This is a genomic window from Roseovarius sp. 10, from assembly GCF_033100315.1.
In the GTDB taxonomy this organism is placed as follows: domain Bacteria; phylum Pseudomonadota; class Alphaproteobacteria; order Rhodobacterales; family Rhodobacteraceae; genus M30B80.
The window spans coordinates 1,061,662-1,079,349 of record NZ_JAWLVH010000001.1; the positions used below are offsets into that span (position 1 = coordinate 1,061,662).

Annotated in this window: 24 protein-coding genes; 13 read left to right on the top strand and 11 right to left on the bottom strand. The window is 49.1% G+C overall.

Going from position 1 to position 17,688, the window contains the following annotated elements:
- From ugpE to ugpB, 3 genes are read right to left on the bottom strand one after another with little or no spacing between them, the layout of a single operon-like run.
- The gene (gene ugpE / locus RYZ18_RS05330) at positions 1–837 is read right to left on the bottom strand and encodes a sn-glycerol-3-phosphate ABC transporter permease UgpE (RefSeq protein WP_317655829.1); all 837 of its coding nucleotides are present in this window, start codon (positions 835–837) and stop codon (positions 1–3) included.
- Between the two features lie 17 nt (positions 838–854).
- Positions 855–1,736 (bottom strand): sn-glycerol-3-phosphate ABC transporter permease UgpA, encoded by an 882-nt coding sequence (gene ugpA, locus RYZ18_RS05335; protein WP_317655356.1) that lies wholly within the window; start codon positions 1,734–1,736, stop codon positions 855–857.
- A gap of 60 nt (positions 1,737–1,796) precedes the next feature.
- Positions 1,797–3,107, bottom strand: coding sequence for a sn-glycerol-3-phosphate ABC transporter substrate-binding protein UgpB (gene ugpB, locus RYZ18_RS05340; protein WP_317655357.1), 1,311 nt, complete (start codon positions 3,105–3,107; stop codon positions 1,797–1,799).
- Between the two features lie 171 nt (positions 3,108–3,278).
- On the opposite strand from ugpB, the gene RYZ18_RS05345 reads away from it, so the two are divergent.
- The 3 genes from RYZ18_RS05345 (at position 3,279) to RYZ18_RS05355 (ending at position 5,528) form a co-directional block, all read left to right on the top strand.
- Positions 3,279–4,184 (top strand): LysR substrate-binding domain-containing protein, encoded by a 906-nt coding sequence (locus tag RYZ18_RS05345; protein WP_317655358.1) that lies wholly within the window; start codon positions 3,279–3,281, stop codon positions 4,182–4,184.
- A gap of 34 nt (positions 4,185–4,218) precedes the next feature.
- On the top strand, positions 4,219–4,689 hold the full coding sequence (locus tag RYZ18_RS05350; protein ID WP_317655359.1) for an NUDIX hydrolase: 471 nt from the start codon (positions 4,219–4,221) through the stop codon (positions 4,687–4,689).
- A 209-nt stretch (positions 4,690–4,898) separates the two neighbouring features.
- On the top strand, positions 4,899–5,528 hold the full coding sequence (locus RYZ18_RS05355; protein ID WP_317655360.1) for a trimeric intracellular cation channel family protein: 630 nt from the start codon (positions 4,899–4,901) through the stop codon (positions 5,526–5,528).
- 6 nt (positions 5,529–5,534) lie between these two features.
- On the opposite strand, the gene rarD is transcribed toward RYZ18_RS05355, so the two are convergent.
- Entirely contained in the window at positions 5,535–6,434 is a 900-nt protein-coding gene (gene rarD / locus RYZ18_RS05360) for an EamA family transporter RarD (RefSeq protein ID WP_317655361.1), read from the bottom strand.
- 171 nt (positions 6,435–6,605) lie between these two features.
- On the opposite strand from rarD, the gene RYZ18_RS05365 reads away from it, so the two are divergent.
- Positions 6,606–7,199: an NAD(P)H-dependent oxidoreductase gene (locus RYZ18_RS05365; RefSeq protein WP_317655362.1), complete on the top strand. Its 594-nt coding sequence runs from the start codon at positions 6,606–6,608 to the stop codon at positions 7,197–7,199.
- A 105-nt stretch (positions 7,200–7,304) separates the two neighbouring features.
- On the opposite strand, the gene RYZ18_RS05370 is transcribed toward RYZ18_RS05365, so the two are convergent.
- The 3 genes from RYZ18_RS05370 to RYZ18_RS05380 are packed head-to-tail and all read right to left on the bottom strand — an operon-like array spanning position 7,305 to position 8,970.
- A complete protein-coding gene (locus RYZ18_RS05370; protein ID WP_317655363.1) occupies positions 7,305–8,168 on the bottom strand; it encodes a copper resistance D family protein in 864 nt (287 codons plus the stop codon).
- Positions 8,168–8,512, bottom strand: a complete 345-nt coding sequence (locus RYZ18_RS05375; RefSeq protein ID WP_317655364.1) for a copper resistance protein CopC — start codon at positions 8,510–8,512, stop codon at positions 8,168–8,170. Before RYZ18_RS05375 ends, RYZ18_RS05370 begins: the two co-directional genes overlap by 1 nt.
- Entirely contained in the window at positions 8,509–8,970 is a 462-nt protein-coding gene (locus tag RYZ18_RS05380) for a cytochrome c (RefSeq protein WP_317655365.1), read from the bottom strand. Before RYZ18_RS05380 ends, RYZ18_RS05375 begins: the two co-directional genes overlap by 4 nt.
- 725 nt (positions 8,971–9,695) lie before the next feature.
- Between RYZ18_RS05380 and RYZ18_RS05385 the strand changes: the two genes are divergently transcribed.
- Entirely contained in the window at positions 9,696–10,262 is a 567-nt protein-coding gene (locus RYZ18_RS05385) for a hypothetical protein (protein ID WP_317655366.1), read from the top strand.
- 162 nt (positions 10,263–10,424) lie between these two features.
- Here the strand turns inward: RYZ18_RS05385 and RYZ18_RS05390 are convergent, their stop codons facing one another.
- The 4 genes from RYZ18_RS05390 to RYZ18_RS05400 form a co-directional block, all read right to left on the bottom strand.
- Entirely contained in the window at positions 10,425–10,646 is a 222-nt protein-coding gene (locus tag RYZ18_RS05390; protein ID WP_317655367.1) for a hypothetical protein, read from the bottom strand.
- 322 nt (positions 10,647–10,968) lie between these two features.
- Entirely contained in the window at positions 10,969–11,334 is a 366-nt protein-coding gene (locus RYZ18_RS05395) for a hypothetical protein (protein ID WP_317655368.1), read from the bottom strand.
- Between the two features lie 120 nt (positions 11,335–11,454).
- Complete coding sequence (locus RYZ18_RS14200) at positions 11,455–11,781, bottom strand: DUF6626 family protein (RefSeq protein ID WP_411567075.1); 327 nt, start codon at positions 11,779–11,781, stop codon at positions 11,455–11,457.
- A 298-nt stretch (positions 11,782–12,079) separates the two neighbouring features.
- On the bottom strand, positions 12,080–12,880 hold the full coding sequence (locus RYZ18_RS05400; protein WP_317655369.1) for a winged helix-turn-helix domain-containing protein: 801 nt from the start codon (positions 12,878–12,880) through the stop codon (positions 12,080–12,082).
- Positions 12,881–12,995: 115 nt separating this feature from the next.
- Here RYZ18_RS05400 and RYZ18_RS05405 point away from each other — a divergent pair, with 115 nt between their 5' ends.
- The 8 genes from RYZ18_RS05405 (at position 12,996) to RYZ18_RS05440 (ending at position 17,656) form a co-directional block, all read left to right on the top strand.
- Positions 12,996–13,784 (top strand): hypothetical protein, encoded by a 789-nt coding sequence (locus RYZ18_RS05405; RefSeq protein WP_317655370.1) that lies wholly within the window; start codon positions 12,996–12,998, stop codon positions 13,782–13,784.
- 70 nt (positions 13,785–13,854) lie between these two features.
- A complete protein-coding gene (locus RYZ18_RS05410) occupies positions 13,855–14,553 on the top strand; it encodes an AAA family ATPase (RefSeq protein WP_317655372.1) in 699 nt (232 codons plus the stop codon).
- Complete coding sequence (locus RYZ18_RS05415) at positions 14,550–14,783, top strand: hypothetical protein (protein WP_317655373.1); 234 nt, start codon at positions 14,550–14,552, stop codon at positions 14,781–14,783. Before RYZ18_RS05410 ends, RYZ18_RS05415 begins: the two co-directional genes overlap by 4 nt.
- A 10-nt stretch (positions 14,784–14,793) precedes the next feature.
- Positions 14,794–15,078: a hypothetical protein gene (locus RYZ18_RS05420; protein ID WP_317655374.1), complete on the top strand. Its 285-nt coding sequence runs from the start codon at positions 14,794–14,796 to the stop codon at positions 15,076–15,078.
- The gene (locus RYZ18_RS05425; RefSeq protein WP_317655375.1) at positions 15,075–15,800 is read left to right on the top strand and encodes a hypothetical protein; all 726 of its coding nucleotides are present in this window, start codon (positions 15,075–15,077) and stop codon (positions 15,798–15,800) included. The genes RYZ18_RS05420 and RYZ18_RS05425 overlap by 4 nt, the downstream gene beginning before the upstream one ends.
- A gap of 101 nt (positions 15,801–15,901) precedes the next feature.
- A complete protein-coding gene (locus RYZ18_RS05430; RefSeq protein ID WP_317655377.1) occupies positions 15,902–16,543 on the top strand; it encodes a hypothetical protein in 642 nt (213 codons plus the stop codon).
- Between the two features lie 329 nt (positions 16,544–16,872).
- Entirely contained in the window at positions 16,873–17,331 is a 459-nt protein-coding gene (locus tag RYZ18_RS05435; RefSeq protein WP_317655379.1) for a hypothetical protein, read from the top strand.
- On the top strand, positions 17,324–17,656 hold the full coding sequence (locus tag RYZ18_RS05440; protein WP_317655380.1) for a DUF3768 domain-containing protein: 333 nt from the start codon (positions 17,324–17,326) through the stop codon (positions 17,654–17,656). Before RYZ18_RS05435 ends, RYZ18_RS05440 begins: the two co-directional genes overlap by 8 nt.
- The last annotated feature ends 32 nt before the right edge of the window (positions 17,657–17,688 follow it).

Below are 17,688 nucleotides of genomic sequence, written 5' to 3' on the forward strand. Positions count from 1 at the left end.
CTACTTCTCGCTATCAACCAAGCCGCGGACAAAAAGGCTTTGCATTGAAACCACAACAATCACAGGGGGAACCATGGCCAAAATCGACGTCGCCATAATGACTGGCCATTCAGCTACATCATCGCCGGATGGGAACATCTGATTGATACCCATCACAATCGTATTCATGCTCGGATCTGTAGTAATTAACAGCGGCCAAAGGTACTGGTTCCAACCATATATGAATAAAATTACAAATAAGGCTGCGATGTTGGTACGGCTCATTGGGACAACGATGTCTATAAAAAACCGCATTGGCCTTGCGCCGTCGACCCGAGCAGCTTCGGCGAGTTCATCTGGAATTGTGAGGAAAAATTGACGAAATAAAAACGTAGCAGTTGCAGAAGCGATCAGAGGAAAAATAAGTCCCGCATAGCTATTCAGCATTCCAAAACCTGCAACCACTTCAAAAGTAGGAACTATGCGTACCTCTACAGGGAGCATCAAAGTAATAAAAATCATCCAGAAAAAAGTAGTTCGCCCTGGGAAGCGGAAATAAACGATAGCAAAAGCAGACAATAACGAAATTGCGATTTTTCCAATAGCAATCCCCAGCGCCATTACTAAGCTATTAAGCAGCATCGTTAGAACTGGCACGTTGACGCCTGAAAAGAGCGCGGCTTTGTAATTTTCCCAAAAATGTTCGCCTGGGATCAACGGCATAGGCGGCCGCACGATTTCAGGCTGGGTTACAGTTGATGCTACAAAAGCCAACCATATTGGAAAAAACACTACGAGTACGCCAAAGATCATAAAAATATGGCTTAGCCATAGACCCGCACCACGACGCTCGACCATTCCGTGATGTTGCGCCATTAGTAATGCACCCTTTTCTCTACATACTTAAATTGAATGACCGTTAACAAACCGACAACAAACAGAAGAATTACTGATTGCGCAGAGGATGAGCCCAAATCTTGGCCTACGAACCCGTCAGAGAACACTTTGTAAACGAGGATAGTCGTTGCTTGTTGTGGCCCACCTGAAGTGATCGTGTGGATCACCCCGAACGTCTCAAAAAAAGCATACACAACATTCACTACCAACAAGAAGAACGCTGTTGGAGTAATTAAAGGCAATACTATTCCAAAAAACCTACGCCAGAAATGTGCGCCATCAATTGCTGCAGCTTCAATGACAGAACGCGGGACAGATTGCAGAGCCGCGAAGAAAAATAAAAAGTTATAACTTATGCGCCCCCATGCTGAAGCGATAACGACCAACCCCATCGCTTCACCATCGTTGAGGACGTGGTTCCAATCATAGCCAAGTTGCCCAAGGTACCAAGACACCACGCCAACGCGAGTGTTGAACATGAACATCCACAACACCCCTGCCACTGCTGGAGCCACAGCGTAAGGCCAAATAAGTAGGGTCCGGTACAGGCCAGAACCCTTGATCAAGCGGTCTGCAACCACCGCCAAAAATAAAGCAGGCACCATAGAACAAAGAGTAACCAAAACAGAAAAAACAGCAGTAGTTACAAAGGATGCGCGATAAAAGCGATCAGACAAAAGAAATTCAAAATTCCCCAACCCGACAAATTGCGCAGAAAGCCCAAAAGGATCAGGAATGAAAAGCGACTGCCAAATAGCCTGTGCTGCTGGATAAAAAAAGAAAACAGCCGATATCAAAACTTGTGGCGCAATCAGAAGCAAAGGCAAAAGCCAGCCTCGAAAAGTTACACGCTTTTCCATTATGAAACCCCGAATAGGTGCGGGCCTAATTAGCCCGCACCAAATCCACCGTTACCGTGATTAACGATTTGCTTGCTCAAAACGCCGTAGCAATCCGTTTCCGCGTTCAACAGCGCTATCCATTGCTTCCTGTGGCGACTTGTCACCAGACCAAATGGCTTCCAGCTCTTCATCTATAATTCCGCGAATTTGGTCAAATGAGCCCAAACGCAGCCCTTTCGAGTTTGCTGTTGGCTCGTTAGCGGTCATTTGGATTACAGCAACATCCGTGCCAGGGTTTTCATCATAAAAACCAGATGCTCGGGTAGCTTCACCTGCAGCAGCGGTAATTGGCAAATAACCTGTATTTTGGTGCCACGCTGCCTGGATGTCTGTAGATGACAAGAAACTCAAAAACTCGCCAACGCCACGATACTCTTCTGCGTCATGCCCCTCCATAACCCACAAAGATGCACCACCAATAATAGTATTTTGGGGTTCAGATGCGACAGCTTCCCAGTAAGGCAGTGGGCGCACATCAAAGTCAAACTCGGCCTCGGCACTGATACCTGCGTACCCAGCCGAACTTTCAGTAAACAAAGCACACTCGCCGGCGCGGAAGTTTGCACCGCCCTCATTGCGACGACCAGTATAAATGAACTTACCGTCCTGAGCCCACTCTTGCATTGCAGTCAAATGCGCAATTTGCGCAGGACCATTGAAGGTCAACTCGGTGTCAAGACCTGCGAAACCATTGTCACGAGTTGCGAAAGGAACATTGTGATAGGCGGAAAAATTTTCCAAATGGATCCAGCTCTGCCATGCGGTTACGAGGGGGCAATCTTCCCCGCCAGCTTTCAAAGCATCCAAAGCTTCACCAACTTGCTCCCAGGTTGAGAGATCCATGTCGGGATCCACACCTGCTGCTTCAAATGCATCGCGGTTAACCCACAAAACTGGCGTTGAGGAGTTAAACGGCAATGACAACATGTCGCCGTCAGTTGTCGTGTAATAGCCTTTGACAGCGCCAATGTATGCATCAGGGTCAAACTCTGCGCCACTCTCAGCCATAACTTCATAAACTGGGCGCACCGCACCCTCGGCGGCCATCATTGTGGCAGTACCAACCTCAAAGACCATTAGTACATGAGGCTGTTCGCCAGCACGAAATGCAGCAATACCAGCGTTTAGTGTTTCTGAGTAATTTCCTTTGTGGCTCTGAACTACGACATAGTCGCTTTGGCTCGCGTTAAACTGTTCAACTTGCTCTGCTACCAATTCACCAAGCCGACCAGTGAAAGCATGCCAAAAATTTATTTCCGTCTGAGCGTATGCTGCGACGGGCGACAGTGTCGCGGCGACAGCTGCCCCGCTCAAAAGATACTTTTTCATCTTTCCCTCCCTTACGCGCTCAACTGCGCTGTCAAACGGCCAAGCGGGTCTCCCACCCGCACCGACCCTCAGAATCGAAACTTTATCTTGGGCGACATATAATTCAAGTAATTATTTTGGTGGATTTTTATAATACAAGGTTATAATTTTAAACGACCAGGAGCTAAGTGCATGACATCACGCAACATTCCCAAAATTCGTCAACTTGAAGCATTAATGTCAGTAATAGCCAGCGGCTCAATGACTGCAGCAGCTGCAAACCTTGGCATTAGTCAACCAGCGATCAGCCGGCTTCTGAGTGATTTGGCGAAGGATTTCGACTTTCAGCTTTTTGAAAAACGCGATGGCCAACTGCGCCCAAGTCAAGAAATCCAAGTGCTGGAAGCTGACATTCGCAGAGTGCTTGAATTGATGCGGCACATTGCTGATGTAAGCGCCGATATTACGCGCCACAAAGCTGGCCACCTAAGGATCGCTTGTTTGCCTGGGTTTGCAACAAGCCACTTACCTAAAGTAGTTGCCGACTTTTTACGTGATCGTCCGGGCATCACAATGACAATAGAGCCCGATAGACCAGAACGCATCCTAGAATGGATGGTAAATGAACAATACGACTTCGGCATTACCGATGGTTTCTTTGGTCATCCTGCAATTGACCATATCGAGCTCAACTTAAGAACGGTTTGCATTTTCCCAACTGGGCATCGCTTGGAAGCGTTGCATGAGATTTCGCCCTCTGATCTTGCAGAAGAGCCAATGGTGCACACTCGAAAAGACAGTGTATTTTTCAGTCAACTTTCTAGCCGGTTCCAAATGGCTAAAAGTAACTTCAATTCACACGTGGAAGTCAGGCAATTCACAGCAGCCTGCGAGCTCATTTGTAACGGTGTTGGAGTATCAGTAGTTAGTGAGCTCGACGCAGTACAATACACTGAAAAAGGCTTGAGCTTCAGACCGTTTACTCCCGCTCTCCCACATCGCATTTCGTTGGTCAGGCCAATCCACAAAGCCCCGTCTATGCTGACCAAGGAATTCATAGCTCACTTTGAAAAAAGTGTTGAGAGCTTTCGCGCGTAACCGCTCTCTAAAGAACAAATCGAAATCAAAAACTATGAAGAGATTTATTTCAAACGCTCTCGCAGAAAGCATCAAATTACTAGTCCGTCGACCTGACCACCTGCAAGTTGGCGCGCTTTGTTACAGATACAAAAAGGAAAAGCTTCAAATTCTCTTAATTACAAGCCGAGGAACAGGTCGTTGGATCATCCCAAAGGGATGGCCCATGAGAGGTAAACACGAATGTTTAGCGGCGCAACAAGAGGCCTGGGAAGAGGCAGGTGTCACTTCTGGCGAGATCAACTCCGCGATGATAGGAAAATACCGGTCAAAAAAAATACTGCCAACAGGTGTAGGCCTTAACGTTGAAACACTTGTTTATTGCTATGAAGTCTCAGAATTGTCCAAAGAGTATCCCGAAAAGCACCAGAGAAAACGCAAGTGGTTTTCACCAAAGCAAGCCAGTAAAAAAGTGGTTGAGCCTGAGCTTAAACGCCTAATCTTAGATTTTGCGTCGGAAAAATGAATGATAGCTGACGTCAAAAATGCACTTTAAAGCATCAAAAAATTTGAAAAACCATCAGGGGCGACACTAAGCCCTTGCCAAATTCGAGTGGACAAATTGACAAAATAAAACATTCGAGCCCGCAATTTTCAAATGCTATCTAAACCAAAGCAACATATACGGCTAATGACAAAATCTGGCCCACGAAAATTATGGAAGTTTGCTCCGTGATGACCCCCATAGAAGCACTTGATTACCTTGGAGTGGCGCTGTTTGCCGCGACTGGTGCCTTTGCAGCTTCTAGAAAGCAACTAGACTTCATAGGCTTTATATTTCTTGGAGCAGCAACTGGCATAGGTGGTGGCACGGCGAGAGATCTAATTTTAGATGTCCCAGTTTTTTGGATTGTTGAGCCGACGTATCTACTAATATGTGCCTGCACTTCTATTGGAATTTACTTCACAGCACCCTTTGTTGAGTCTCGCTACAAGGTTTTGCTTTGGCTAGATGCACTCGCCATGGCTTCCTACAGTGTCTATGGGGCATACAAGGGCCTCTCCTTGACCGGATCAGCAGCTGTAGCAATCGTCATGGGCATGTTTACAGCTGCTTTGGGTGGCATAATCCGAGATATAATAGCAAGGGAACCGTCAGTTCTTTTGCGGCGTGAAATCTACATAGCCGCCTGTGCAGTTGGAGCAGCGATTTATGTTGTTGCTGAAGGATTAGAGTATTCCACTTGGATCTCCGCCACTGCAGGCTTTGTGTTCGCATTCATCATTCGAGGTGGCACTATAAAATATGGCTGGCGCCTGCCCGCTTATCGCTCCGCCCCGGGACGTGACCCCAAAGATCTGTAACGCACATCAATTGCTGCGGTTGACACTAAAATTACGGTACAGCGACCAAGAATAGATTATCAGAGCAGCCCAAATTAAAGGGAACGCTATTACACGTGGCCCCGTGAACGGCTCTTTAAAGATAAGCACTGCGCATAAAAATATCATTGTCGGCGCAATATATTGCAGGATTGCGATCGTTGTGAGGCGCAGTCTTTTTGCACCATTAGAGTAAAGCAAAAGAGGCACTGCCGTAATAGCACCGCAACCAAGTAGCAAAAGCGTTGTCATCAAATCACTTTCAAGGAAACTACCGGTCTCCGTTGCGAACAAATAAAAGCTATAGCCGAGAGCAAACGGCAGCAGGACCAAAACCTCCAGAAGAAAGCCTTGGTTCGGGCCGATTGGAAGCTGCTTTTTCGCAAGCGCATAAAAACCCCAACTCACAAAGAGCCCGACTGTAACAAGAGGCAGGCTGCCTGCTGAAACCGTAAGTATGGCGACAGCAGCAACGGCAAAGCCAATGGCAAGCAACTGAACGGCATTTGGCCGCTCTCGAAGAAAAACAGCTCCCAGTGCAACGCTGAAAAGTGGGTTGATATAATATCCAAGCGCAGCATCCAACGCTCGGTCACTTGCTATGGCCCAAACATATACCGTCCAATTGAAGGAAATTAGGGCCGCCGTTATGAGGCCCATCGTCATCATTTTGATCGATTTGAACGCTGCAACCACATCTGCAACCCTGCCCAAGGATATCAAAACAGCAGCAGCAATCGGGACGGACCAAATAATTCGATGCGCGACCACCTCTGCCGGAGAGACATGTGCCAAAAGCTTCATGTAGAGAGGCAAGACACCCCAAAGCAGATATGCGGAAACTGCAAAGGCAAGGCCAGACTTCGTATCCGTGTTTTCTAAATCCATAATCTGTAGCCCTTACCTCACCAAAGGCCTTTTCCTAGACCAGTCAAACCGCTCTAGAAGAAAATCAACATCATCTACACATCAAAAAATGCACATCAGCTGTGCACTTTAGCGGGAAGCATTTCGCCACTTTGCGCTTTACATATCGCCTTATCAAATTTGGAGGCACTCATGTCTAACACTAACCTTTTGATAGTATTCTATTCTACCTACGGCACCAATCACGCGATCGCAGCAGAAGCTGCAAAAGCCGCCGAAGAAGCAGGTGCTTCTGTCCGTCTACGGCGCATCGTGGAAACCGCACCGGTAGAGGTTGTGAACAGCCAAGATGGCTGGAAAGCTCAAGCCGAAAAAGCGGCCGCTGTAGAACTCGTTTCTGAGGAGGACTTGGAGTGGTGTAACGCCCTATTTGTTTCGAGCCCAACACGTTATGGCGGAATGGCGAGCCAAACGCGCGCATGGCTCGACACATTGGGTGGATTATGGATGCGCGGTGCTCTGGCAGGTAAAACAATTTCAGCGGCTGCAACTGCGCAGAATAAAAATGGTGGAGCTGAAGGCGCAATCCAGCAGACCTATGTGTCTTCCATGCACTTCGGAATGATCCCAGTCGCACCAGGTTACGGTGACCCAGTTAAGTTTGAGGATGGCGGCAACCCTTACGGCTTTGTTATGCAACCAGGTGAGCTGACAGAAACATTGAAAAAGTCGCTCCACTATCAAATCAAACGGCAAGTTGAGATTACTTCGAAACTGGCCGCGTAAGAAAATACGTTTGAGGGCTAGCATGGTGGGCTGTGCTAGCCCTCTTCAGGTGGGCAAACATACGCTCAGTCTTTGACTTATACAGCATAGACTAAGGCGAGCCGCCTACATGTTAACAGGAGGAATTGTCACGCTGGTAAGTGCAGCGGTCACGATAAGAATTGCCCCGATGGCGATCGCCTCAAATGCTATGGAGCGCCGCAGCTTTTTGCCCGCAGCTTGCGCCGACTGACCCATTTCTGGGACTAATCTGAACTTGTTAAGAGCCGCTAAACTTAGAAGCCCCGCAACCAAGACAAGTTTGGCAAAGAGTGTCACGCCATAGTCTGTCGTGAACAACAGCGACAATGACCCTAGCATGCACCACGCAAATGCCAGTCCGACTATCGCCAGTATTGGCACTGCCAGACCTGCCAAAACGCCAAATCTATGCAGGAGCACAACTCCATTGGCCTCACAAGAAGCGCGATATAGGGGTGCTAGACCTGCTACCCAAAATGCCCCCGCCAAGATATGGACGACTATGAGCGGCGCAAGGAGATAACGAGGTTCCCCCAGAGAGTGGCCGATGGTTGCGAATGATGTTGCAACAATGATTGCCCCGGTCAAACCAACAACAAGCCGCAACTGTCGCGAGGCAATTGTAGCCAGAATTAGGGTGCACCCAATAACTTGCAACAGCGCAAAGCTCCCTAAAGGACTTTCCCAAACGATCTGAAGCATGATCGGGTCAAGCATCCCCTCCAACCCGCCCCCAGAAATACGGGCCGAACGGACAGCAATCCGCAGGGCAACAACAAGCGGCAGGGCTAACGCACATAAGATAGCGACATCCTTGGCCACTTTCTTGATCTTGCTATCGGCGTCAGGAAAAGCCGCTAAGAATAGCGGCCCTCCTAAACACAGAAGGCTCGCTGCGTAATTGCCCGCCTTGAGCGCAATTGCGGTCGCAATGATGCCATCAAGCATCACTCAACCACCTCAAAAGAAAAGCTGCCCTCCATGGGATGGCCATCACTAGACAGCCCTCTCCATTCAACCTCATAGTTGCCGGGCTGAAGCGCATCTTCAGGGGTGGCGACAAACTCAGTCGCGGGATCTAGGCCTGTTTGACGCTCAAGGGCGGTGTCGCCATTCGGCCCGACAAGTGACACCGCTGTCACGCGCATCGGGTCGTCAAATCGTATTTCAATTTGATCAACAGCCGTGACGCGTGAGGCATTAGCCGGTGTCGTTTCTTCAGATTCAGAATGCGCGAATGCTGCCGCGTAACTGCCCAGAACCACAAGGAATGCAAAAAAGACCTGTTTCATCGTTGTCGCTCCATTTCGTCATGCATGGCCTTAATTTCTTCTGGCCAAGTAGATTTGATGTAACTCAGCACCGCGATGATCTCTTCGTCCGTCAAAATGTCCTCATAAGCGGGCATGTTTGACTGATAGCTCGGGTCATTAATAAGGGCTGCGACGCCGTATTTGGTTAAACCAAATAGCGTAAGACTATCGTGATGCCATGTGTGGCCATCTTCATTATGCGGAGGCGCGGGCAGACGCCCTTCTGCATCTCGTTGGCGCCAGTTGGGTTGACCCTCCAGATTGGCACCGTGACAAGATGCACAGTTGTTCTGATAAATTTGGCTGCCTTGCAAGACGACCATCGGGTTTTCAGCCTGTAAGGTTACTGCTTGAGCGGGCTGGTTGCTGCCCATGACAAAATAACCAACAGCCGCAAAACCTGCACCCGCCGCACCAAGAATTAATGCTCGTTTCATTTCTGATTATGTCCAATTCGATCAAGACCAAGCGACCTTTCACATCACCCAAGGGCTTAGGGGGAGTGGACCTATCGCTATTACCACTAGAAAATTTTCACTGCGTCGTGACGGCGAAGCGTAGCCGTCCTTCTATGACCAGTTTCACCCTCGTGGCGGGGTCCTAAGCCGTGGCACGATGAACCCATCTGGCAAGACAGTATCTGTTGCAAAGACAATAGATGCTTGCTGCGCAACAATCTGTAATATCTCTGTGGGTGCCAAGACAGCCATAAACACGGAGCAAGTTGAAGCAGAGTGTTTGATCTCGTCACAGCATGCGGCATCGCCATGTCCATCCATGCCAGCAACAGTCATGTGCGGTTCCGACATGACAGTGTGCGCGTTCGCCGACACAGCAAACATCGCCCCGAAAAGAACGAAACACCCCAAAATTGCACTACGTAATAATGCCATGACGCCAGGCTAGAAAAAAACGACACCGCATGCAACATGGGATCAAAGCAGGGGTTGGCTTATAGAGAAATTGGACCTTTTCTAGCAAAACCTCAAAATCTTGTAGGATATCAGCGCAACGTATCATTTGCTTGATACCAAACGAAATTCTCATTGCTTAATTTGACCCCGCAACACTGAAATAGCTAATTCTCATGCGGCAATCCGTGGACTTGTAGGAAGTAAGCCACGCTGATTTAGTGCCTGATAGTTACAGAAAGACCCATCCAATGAATAAACGTTACCTTTTCGCAGGCATAGCAGTTCTCAGCACACTCGCGGCAGGTGCGTATATCGTTGAAGCACAGATGATGACCCGGCATGAGCGGCTTCATGCGCAGCACGGTGGCCATGGAATGGGGCATGACGAACATACCATGCCAGGACTTCGAGGGGCTAATACGACAGCGGATGAGACTGCCGAAATGCAAACCTTATTTCGTAACTTCACATTAATTGAGCGTGAGGTGAGCAATCTGGAAAACGGCATATATACGGTAACAACAACCAGTGACCCTGATACATTCAACGCTCTGGTGAGCCATGTGACGGGCATGATTGCACGTGTTGAAGCGAAGGATGACCCACAAGTCATTATTCAAAGCCCAACGCTGGATGCATTCTTCATGCGCGGTGAGCATATAGATACTGAAATTGAAGTCATCGAAAACGGCGTTGCAGTGACCCAAACATCAAACGATCCAGAACTGGTATCGGCATTACATCGCCATGCCGCTGAGGTAAGCGACATGGTGGATCGTGGGATGCAAGCTGTGCATGAACGGATGATGAATTGATCTGCTATGATCAAGAATTGATGAACGCCCTTGCAGCTCCAAAGTCATCCGCTTTCTGGATGTGAGCAGCTACATAAGGGACTTGGGATCAGAAAGTAGCTGCTGACACTCACACCTTGAACGCTTTCAAATTGAAAGCAAGCATAACGAGGAAGGCGTTGGCTATTCTGCTGCCGCGTAAAAAGGCTGGCTTGTTCGAACTGCAATATAAGCAAAGCCGTTGCGGTCACGCTTTTGAACCAGATGAACCAGCCCCTGCTCCGACAGGTTACGCGCCAATTCCATCAAAGACATAGGTCTGTGGCCATTGCTGTGAGCATACTGATGCTGCTCCCCTACCCCGGCTGACTTTACGAATAGAAGTAGATCGGCAGAAGCAGTCATTAGTCCCTCACATTTTTGCAACAGCCTTGAGAGCTAAACAGATGAAAGATTCGGATCTACACTATTTTGCCGGTCTATTATTTTCATACAAATCATATACTTGATTGACGTGGATGGGGTGTACCTCTGCTGAAACACTATTCGCGCTATGCACCTCTTGGCCGTAAGGTCTAGATTTTAGGAGGCAGTTCTTTCACCCAAAATCTGCGAATGTTTCGCTCGTTTTTAGGCGCAGTTTATCAACTCACGTGTGCCGCTACACTGGCCTAGCATCACCACCGTCCACCCCACACAGGGCCCGTACAGCGTGTCTTAGACGCCATTACGATGTAATAGAGCTGATCGGGGCCTGTGGTGACTGCGGCTTGAGACGATCAAAGTCTGCCTGCGATATCCCAGTAGAGATCGCATTGATCACAGGCTTGCTAGCAGGCTCAGGAGATTGAGATGGTTTAGCGGGTTTAACCTTCGACTTTGGGATAGGCATTGGCGCCTTGGGAGCTGCAGCCGCTTTTTTCGCTTTTGGCTTGGCATCTTTTGCCTTGAGCCTGCCATCAAGTTTGTTTGCGAGGAAGCTCGCTGTGTTGGCAAAAGTTTTGAGGTCATCTACCGCCTGCTCAACACTTGCAGCTCCTGATCCTTTTTCGATCAAATCAATCAAGCGTCGCAGTTCATCACGATCATCCATGCGCTGCCCCTGTGCAAAATTGGGGTGATGCAAAATCACCAGGCTGAATTGATAAGTACTTCCCTAGAAAAATCCGCGCGGCAGATTTTTTATCCTGCAGGACCCATTTCGAATGTACGCTCATGCCGACATCCTTTCTGGGTCTCGCCACACAGCCTCCGCATGTCGGGCTATACTCTGATCACACAATCCTTTGAGACGCTCAAATTGTAGTGCGAGCTTGCCGTGCTCTGCTGATCCAGTAGCACGTAGGCGCTCAGCATAATGCCCAAGCTTATGAGAGCAGATTGCAAGGGTTTCTACGCTTGGGCCTGTTCCATGATTGCGGAGTGTTCGAATGTACCCCTCACTGCGCCCAAGCCAGGCCCGACAAAACTCTGGCGTGTTACGCACAGCGCCACTGCCAATCAGCTCATCTCTCAAATGTTCAAGTAGTTTTACGCTCATGTTGCCTCCTAAATATCCAACGTTCACAGATATTTATCCAAAATAGGAGCGAGGCAGCAGCGGTCCGGTAAGCGTATCAGTATATTGGTCTGCCCTGTAAATCTTGCTGCAAACATTCTGCGGTTGTTTACGGATTTAACACAGTGTTGGCGTTTACTTCGCAGAACACAGTGTTTGAGTTTACTGTCAAAAACATAGTGTTTCACAACACAGTGTTTGAACTTTTTATCAATTTAAAACATGTAGTTAAGATTTTTGGGAAGCCAATCGAGGCGAGCAAAATTTCCCAAAATCATCCTTAGCGTGTGTCCGCTTTGGGGAAAATCCCTTGCTCTACATTCCTTATCAGGCTGCATGCCATTCGAAAGTCTCGCTGAACCACGCGATTTTTGGCCCGTCGCATTTGGGCATAAAGCGGATCTATTGAGATGCCAGCTTTGATCAGTTGTCGCTCTGTTAAGCCTTCGAGGCGATTGTTTACGGTGATACCAACCCTGTCCGCGATTTCTGCATCAGTGGCACCAGGATCACGTGTTTTATGCCGGTAAATTTGAAGTTGACGATGCAAGGTCATCAAGATGGGACGCGAAAACACAGAGTATCGTGCAGTAGACCCATGGTTTGTTGCGACACGTTCTGGATAATGAAGTTGCAAATGCAGTGCCTCAAGGGATCGCCGTATAGCTTCTTTGCCTCGGCTTAAGTCCAGCTTGAGTGTAAGAATATTCGACGGGTCGTCCGCTGCAGACTGACCATCGGCAACCGTAACGGCAGGCCGCTCAGCAAAGAGTTGCCACCGTTCCTGCCACCAATCACGGAAACCAGTTTTGTAAAGATCGCCAAAGTCTTCATAGAGTTTAGCGCAGGGACCTACACCGTTTTGTTTACAGGTTTGATAGTAATTTGAGCTGAGCTTTAAAAAGCGCCACCAGTAATAATAAACCGAGCATTTATGTCCGGGCGCGCCTATGTATGGAGGTGTTGGTGCGCTTCGGACCCTTTGTCTCTTGCTTATTTTGGGAGGGGCACATTGAAAACTGTACTGGGAGAAACACCCAGATGCTTGGTAATCAGGAAGTGACTCCACGAAGCTCTGCATGTTCGTCAGTTAGTCCCAGATCAGTATTTGTCGAGCAGATTGTGATGATCAGCCGTCCGTTGGCTGTCTGCGTGGCTCTAAGCCACACCAAGCTCAATCTGTGAAAGGACATCACATGTCTACTAATGACTATCGCAAAACGCTGGAAACCACACTCGATCAAATCGCCCATGCACGGGCTGTATGGGAAGAAGGATCGCTCAAAGCTGCCAATGAAGAGCTCTATGCTATTCTCGAGCGTTGCTTTGCCGTCTTCGTAGAGATGAAGGAAGACACAGCCAAGCGCCGCACCTTGAATGCGTTGCTCACTGATCGTGCAATGAAGCCACGTTCAAATACGAGCCTGGGCTTAAAGGTAATCCGCTACGTGTTTGGCAAAGAAGGCAACCGCGAGCAGGCTTATGCGCGTGTGTTGGGCATCTCCTATGATCTTAAGCCCGCTGATCAATCTCTAACCAGCTACATCGAACAATGCGGTGGCGTGGAAGAAGTGCGCCGTACGTCTAAGATCAAAGACGGCAAGACAATGACTGCCGAAGACTACAAGCAAATGGCCGTTATGGGTCTTAATATGGCCCGCATTCCAGTTGCCACCTTTGATCTGCCTGAGTTCATCCAACCCAACAGCGAATATGACGAGGACTATGTGGTGGGTCTGATCCGCTGTAATCCTGATGGCACGGGTGATCTCTTGTTTGGCAATAACGATGCCAAGGTCATCGATACGGTGCTGATCGCATCGGGCAAGTATCTCGATCAAAAAGCGCAGGATGATCAGAAAGGTCTTGAGGCAGCTGACGTTGCCAAGCGGCGCACAGAAGACGTCAAAACTTTTGCGCCCAAGCTCTTTGCCTCCATGTCACACAAGGTGCGGATCAACGGTGAAGCTATCCCAGCTGAATGACAAACGTCGTTGCGGGGCGTCTCTAATTACGTCCCGCAGCGCAAGCTCTCTTCCCCCGAAAGGATATCCCATGACCTTCGCTGAACGTCACAGGCCGCGGTCTGTGCATGACCTCGTCTTTGCCGATCCCAATGTCGCCGCGATCATTGATCGCTACGCCCATGCACGCCCCTCCAAGCCCCTCTTGCTCTATGGTGAGCCAGGCACTGGTAAGTCAGAAGCTTTGCGTTTGATCGCAGAAACCCAGTTCGCTCAAGCAGGCATTGAATGTGAGGATTTTACACTCAACGGCGCGGATGCAGCCAAAGGCATCTATGACAAGATGCTCAACATGGCCCAGATGCAGATGTGGCCAATCGGCACGCCCGCAATTATCGTGGTCGATGAGATAGACGAGATCGAAGAGGCTCTCCCGGGTAAAACCCGCACCTTCATCGAGCAGCACAAAAGCGTGCAGCTTCTGGCAAGTACCAATTACATCAAGAAGCTCAAGCCCGCTCTGCAAAGCCGTATGCGCTGTGTGGAGGTCAAAAAGCCTGCGCCAATGGATTGGGTGCCGCGCGCTCATGCCATCCTCACCGCTGAGGGGGCAAATGTCCCCCTGTCTATAGTTCAGCAGCTGATGGCTAACTTTACTGGCGATGCACGTGACTTCATCGATTACCTCGAAGAACAAGTGGACGCCGCACGGCAGTTTGCGCCTGCAGCCTCCCCTCAGCCGCGCACGGTGGCAAGCATCTTGAACCAAGCCTCTGGAGGCACGCCATGAGCGATCCTGACAAAAGCCTCACCACGGAATTGAAGCTTTTTGAGCTCTATGGGCTACGCCGCGTGATCAATGCTGCACACACTTACAAAATCGCATCCTCAGATTTTGTGCCTCTAGCTGAAGCGCTGCTTCCCGAAACCCAAGCCCGTGCATTCGCTGCGCGTTGGCCAACCCTCACCGCAGATGAACAAACACAAATCTGCACCATGCTGGAGAAAGATCATGGATAGGAAAACACTGATGTTGGAACTGAAGGGGCTCTCGCAGGTTGTGGACGCAGACGTACGAGATCTTATCTACAAGCGCCAGGCTGTAAACACTCTGGCGGATGAATACGAAGCGGTGAACCCCTTCCATGACATGCTGGATCACCTGGAAAGTGATCTCATTCATGCAATTGATCGCTCAATCTTTGAAAATCTTTCCCGCGAAGCTGGCTCTGTCTTTGCAGATCAATGGCACCAAATGTCTGTATATGAGCAGTTTCAGTATCTCGAAGACTACGTGCGAGGTGTTTCCAAATGAACAATCTCAGCACTGGAGTATCAGAGCTAAATGCTGTCTTGGACCAAATGGTTCGAGATTGGATCTGCATCATAAATTTGGATGCTGAGTTCTGCTTTACCTACAACGATGATGATCCCAATCCATACACATCAATGATAACTGGATTTCAGGCTGACGTGTTCCAATGCCACGATTTTGGCAACTGCGTTATTTGGGATGAAGGCAATATCACTGTCATGAATTTGCCTAAACATGGCGGCAAGGCCGGGCTTATTTCAACGTCAATTCGCAGTGAGTTTCCTGAGCCTCTGAAAACGATCTTTGAGAAATACGCATCTTCTGAGCTCTTTGATCACTCATGCGATTACGTAGGATTTGATTGTAAGATTAATCTGCATGACGTCGAACGCTTCTCCCTGATGATGTACTTACACGGAGCGGTCCGAGACATCAGGTTGGATGCATTCTCGGAAACTGTGTTCCGAACAAAATCTGCGGCTCTAGCAACTGAGCTTCAACTTTATGCGCCTTGGTTTCGATATGCGGCATCGCTCGCGGATCAGTTTGTAGACGAAACAAAACATGCAGTTTTGATCCAAGACCTACGCACCGTTTGTCTCTATATTGATCGAGGTAGCGATCTGAATTTTGCAAAACTTACTTCACTTTGCGATGTGGCTGGCAGCCTTCAGCCGGCGGTCTCTTTGATTAAGCGCAAAATGCCAGGACTTATCGCCTAATTCATGGGCTGCCACTAACACCGCATGTCAAAAATGAACTGAACATCCAAGTTGTCGCCAGCATCTGCCCCTCGTTGATAAATACACGAGGAGGACAGAGCATGACATTTGCGCAGCGCAAGCAGGAACGCAGAGCTTTAATGAAGCATCTGCTGGAGCAAGACTGGGATGTGTTCGGCACGCTCAAGTTTGTGAATGGCCGTACGCTTGGCCGCAACACCGCAGATAAACTTCTCCGCAGCTACTGGAACCGTGTGGATCGCGTGTTCTTCGGACATGCAGCAGATCGTCAGAACATGCGTGTGCCACGCTGGTGCTTTGCGCATGAAGGCTCAGACAGCGAAAACTTCCACCTCCACTTCCTACTCAAGTCGCCTGTTGCTGACACTAAGCACGCCTGCTGTGTGCTGAACGCTGTTTGGGCCCAACATCACGAACAAACTGGTCCGATTGCCAAAAACTGGATCATGCCTGTGAAGGACCGATGGGAAGTAGCCAACTACGCCACACGCGAATATTGGCGCATGGGTGCAGACACACAGCTGTTGGACATCTCTTGGGATCGTGGCTATCCTGATGCAATGCGTGCCTATGAGCATGAACAACAGGCGCTGCGCATAAATAAAGCAGCAAGTCCCATTTGGATGCAGCAAGCTCAAGCAGCTTACGCAGATTATTGGGCAAGATATTCCTCAGAGGGCATCACAGCCCTAGCGGAGCGTGGCAAGGCCCCTTCGCACTGACGCATATCTGACAAGTAGAACTAAATCGTGTCGTAGATGAAAATCTTGGCACATCCTTGTTCAGTGGCATCAAACAGCAAATGCTCGAACAGCAATTGATCAAACAAACTCAGTGAAGATCAAACACAACAAACAAGAGCTCAGCGAGCGAACAAGAGATCAATGAACATCAAGCGTCAGCGGATGACACCGCGAGGCGCTTTTTTTATGGGCGTAGCTTCGGTTTATGTGCGCTAGCCAATAGTTGACAGCGACCAATCTTTTCGGTCGTCCAAGCACATCTGTGACCATATGCTTCTGATATCACTAGATAATATCGGAGCAAGCAGATGAATGCATTGGCAAAACTCAACTTCAAGACAGTTACCAAAGCCACAACACGTGATCCTGTGATCGCACGTCGTGAAAAGCTCGTGGCGGGGCTCAAAGAACAAAAGCTGGTCTATGCCGCTGCACTTGAAGGAAAGGATCATAGAGTTGAACGACACAAATGGATGAACAACGAGCACGGGGAACGAGTGTCAGTACAAACCCATCGCCGTGTGCGGCCTTGGTTCTTTGCTCAAGACGGCGGCTGGTATGTGCAGTGCCGTTATGGGGCACGTGTGATCGCAGTCGATGGCATCAACAATGCTGTATTCGTCAAAACACTCAAAGAGGTCGAGCCTGTTCTAGATGCATTCATCGCCGCAGCATCATCTGGGGAATTGGACAGTGCCATAGCCAAAGCCACACAGCGAGAGCCACGTGTCAAGCCAGGAGCAGCGCGGGCAGCCGCAAATGGCTGAGCCAGATGTTGAGCAAATAAGGGCACTTAATGATCGCGCACGGCAGAGCTTCACGGGCTGTCGTGTGGCCGTCATAGCGGGCATCGCAGCTCTGGGTCATGCTGCTGTTTATGAGATCTTTGATCGCATCAAAGCCTATGACGATTTTATTCCTGCCAACGATCCCTATGGCGAGCATGACTTCGGGTCATTTCACTACGGGGAACACCAGGTGTTCTGGAAGTTTGATTACTACGACCTCGATTACACCATGCACTCACCTGACCCTGCAGATGAAACCGTTACCGCACGGGTGCTCACGGTGATGTTGGCTGAGGAATATTGAAAATACTAATCCATTTGGTCAGCCATCAAACT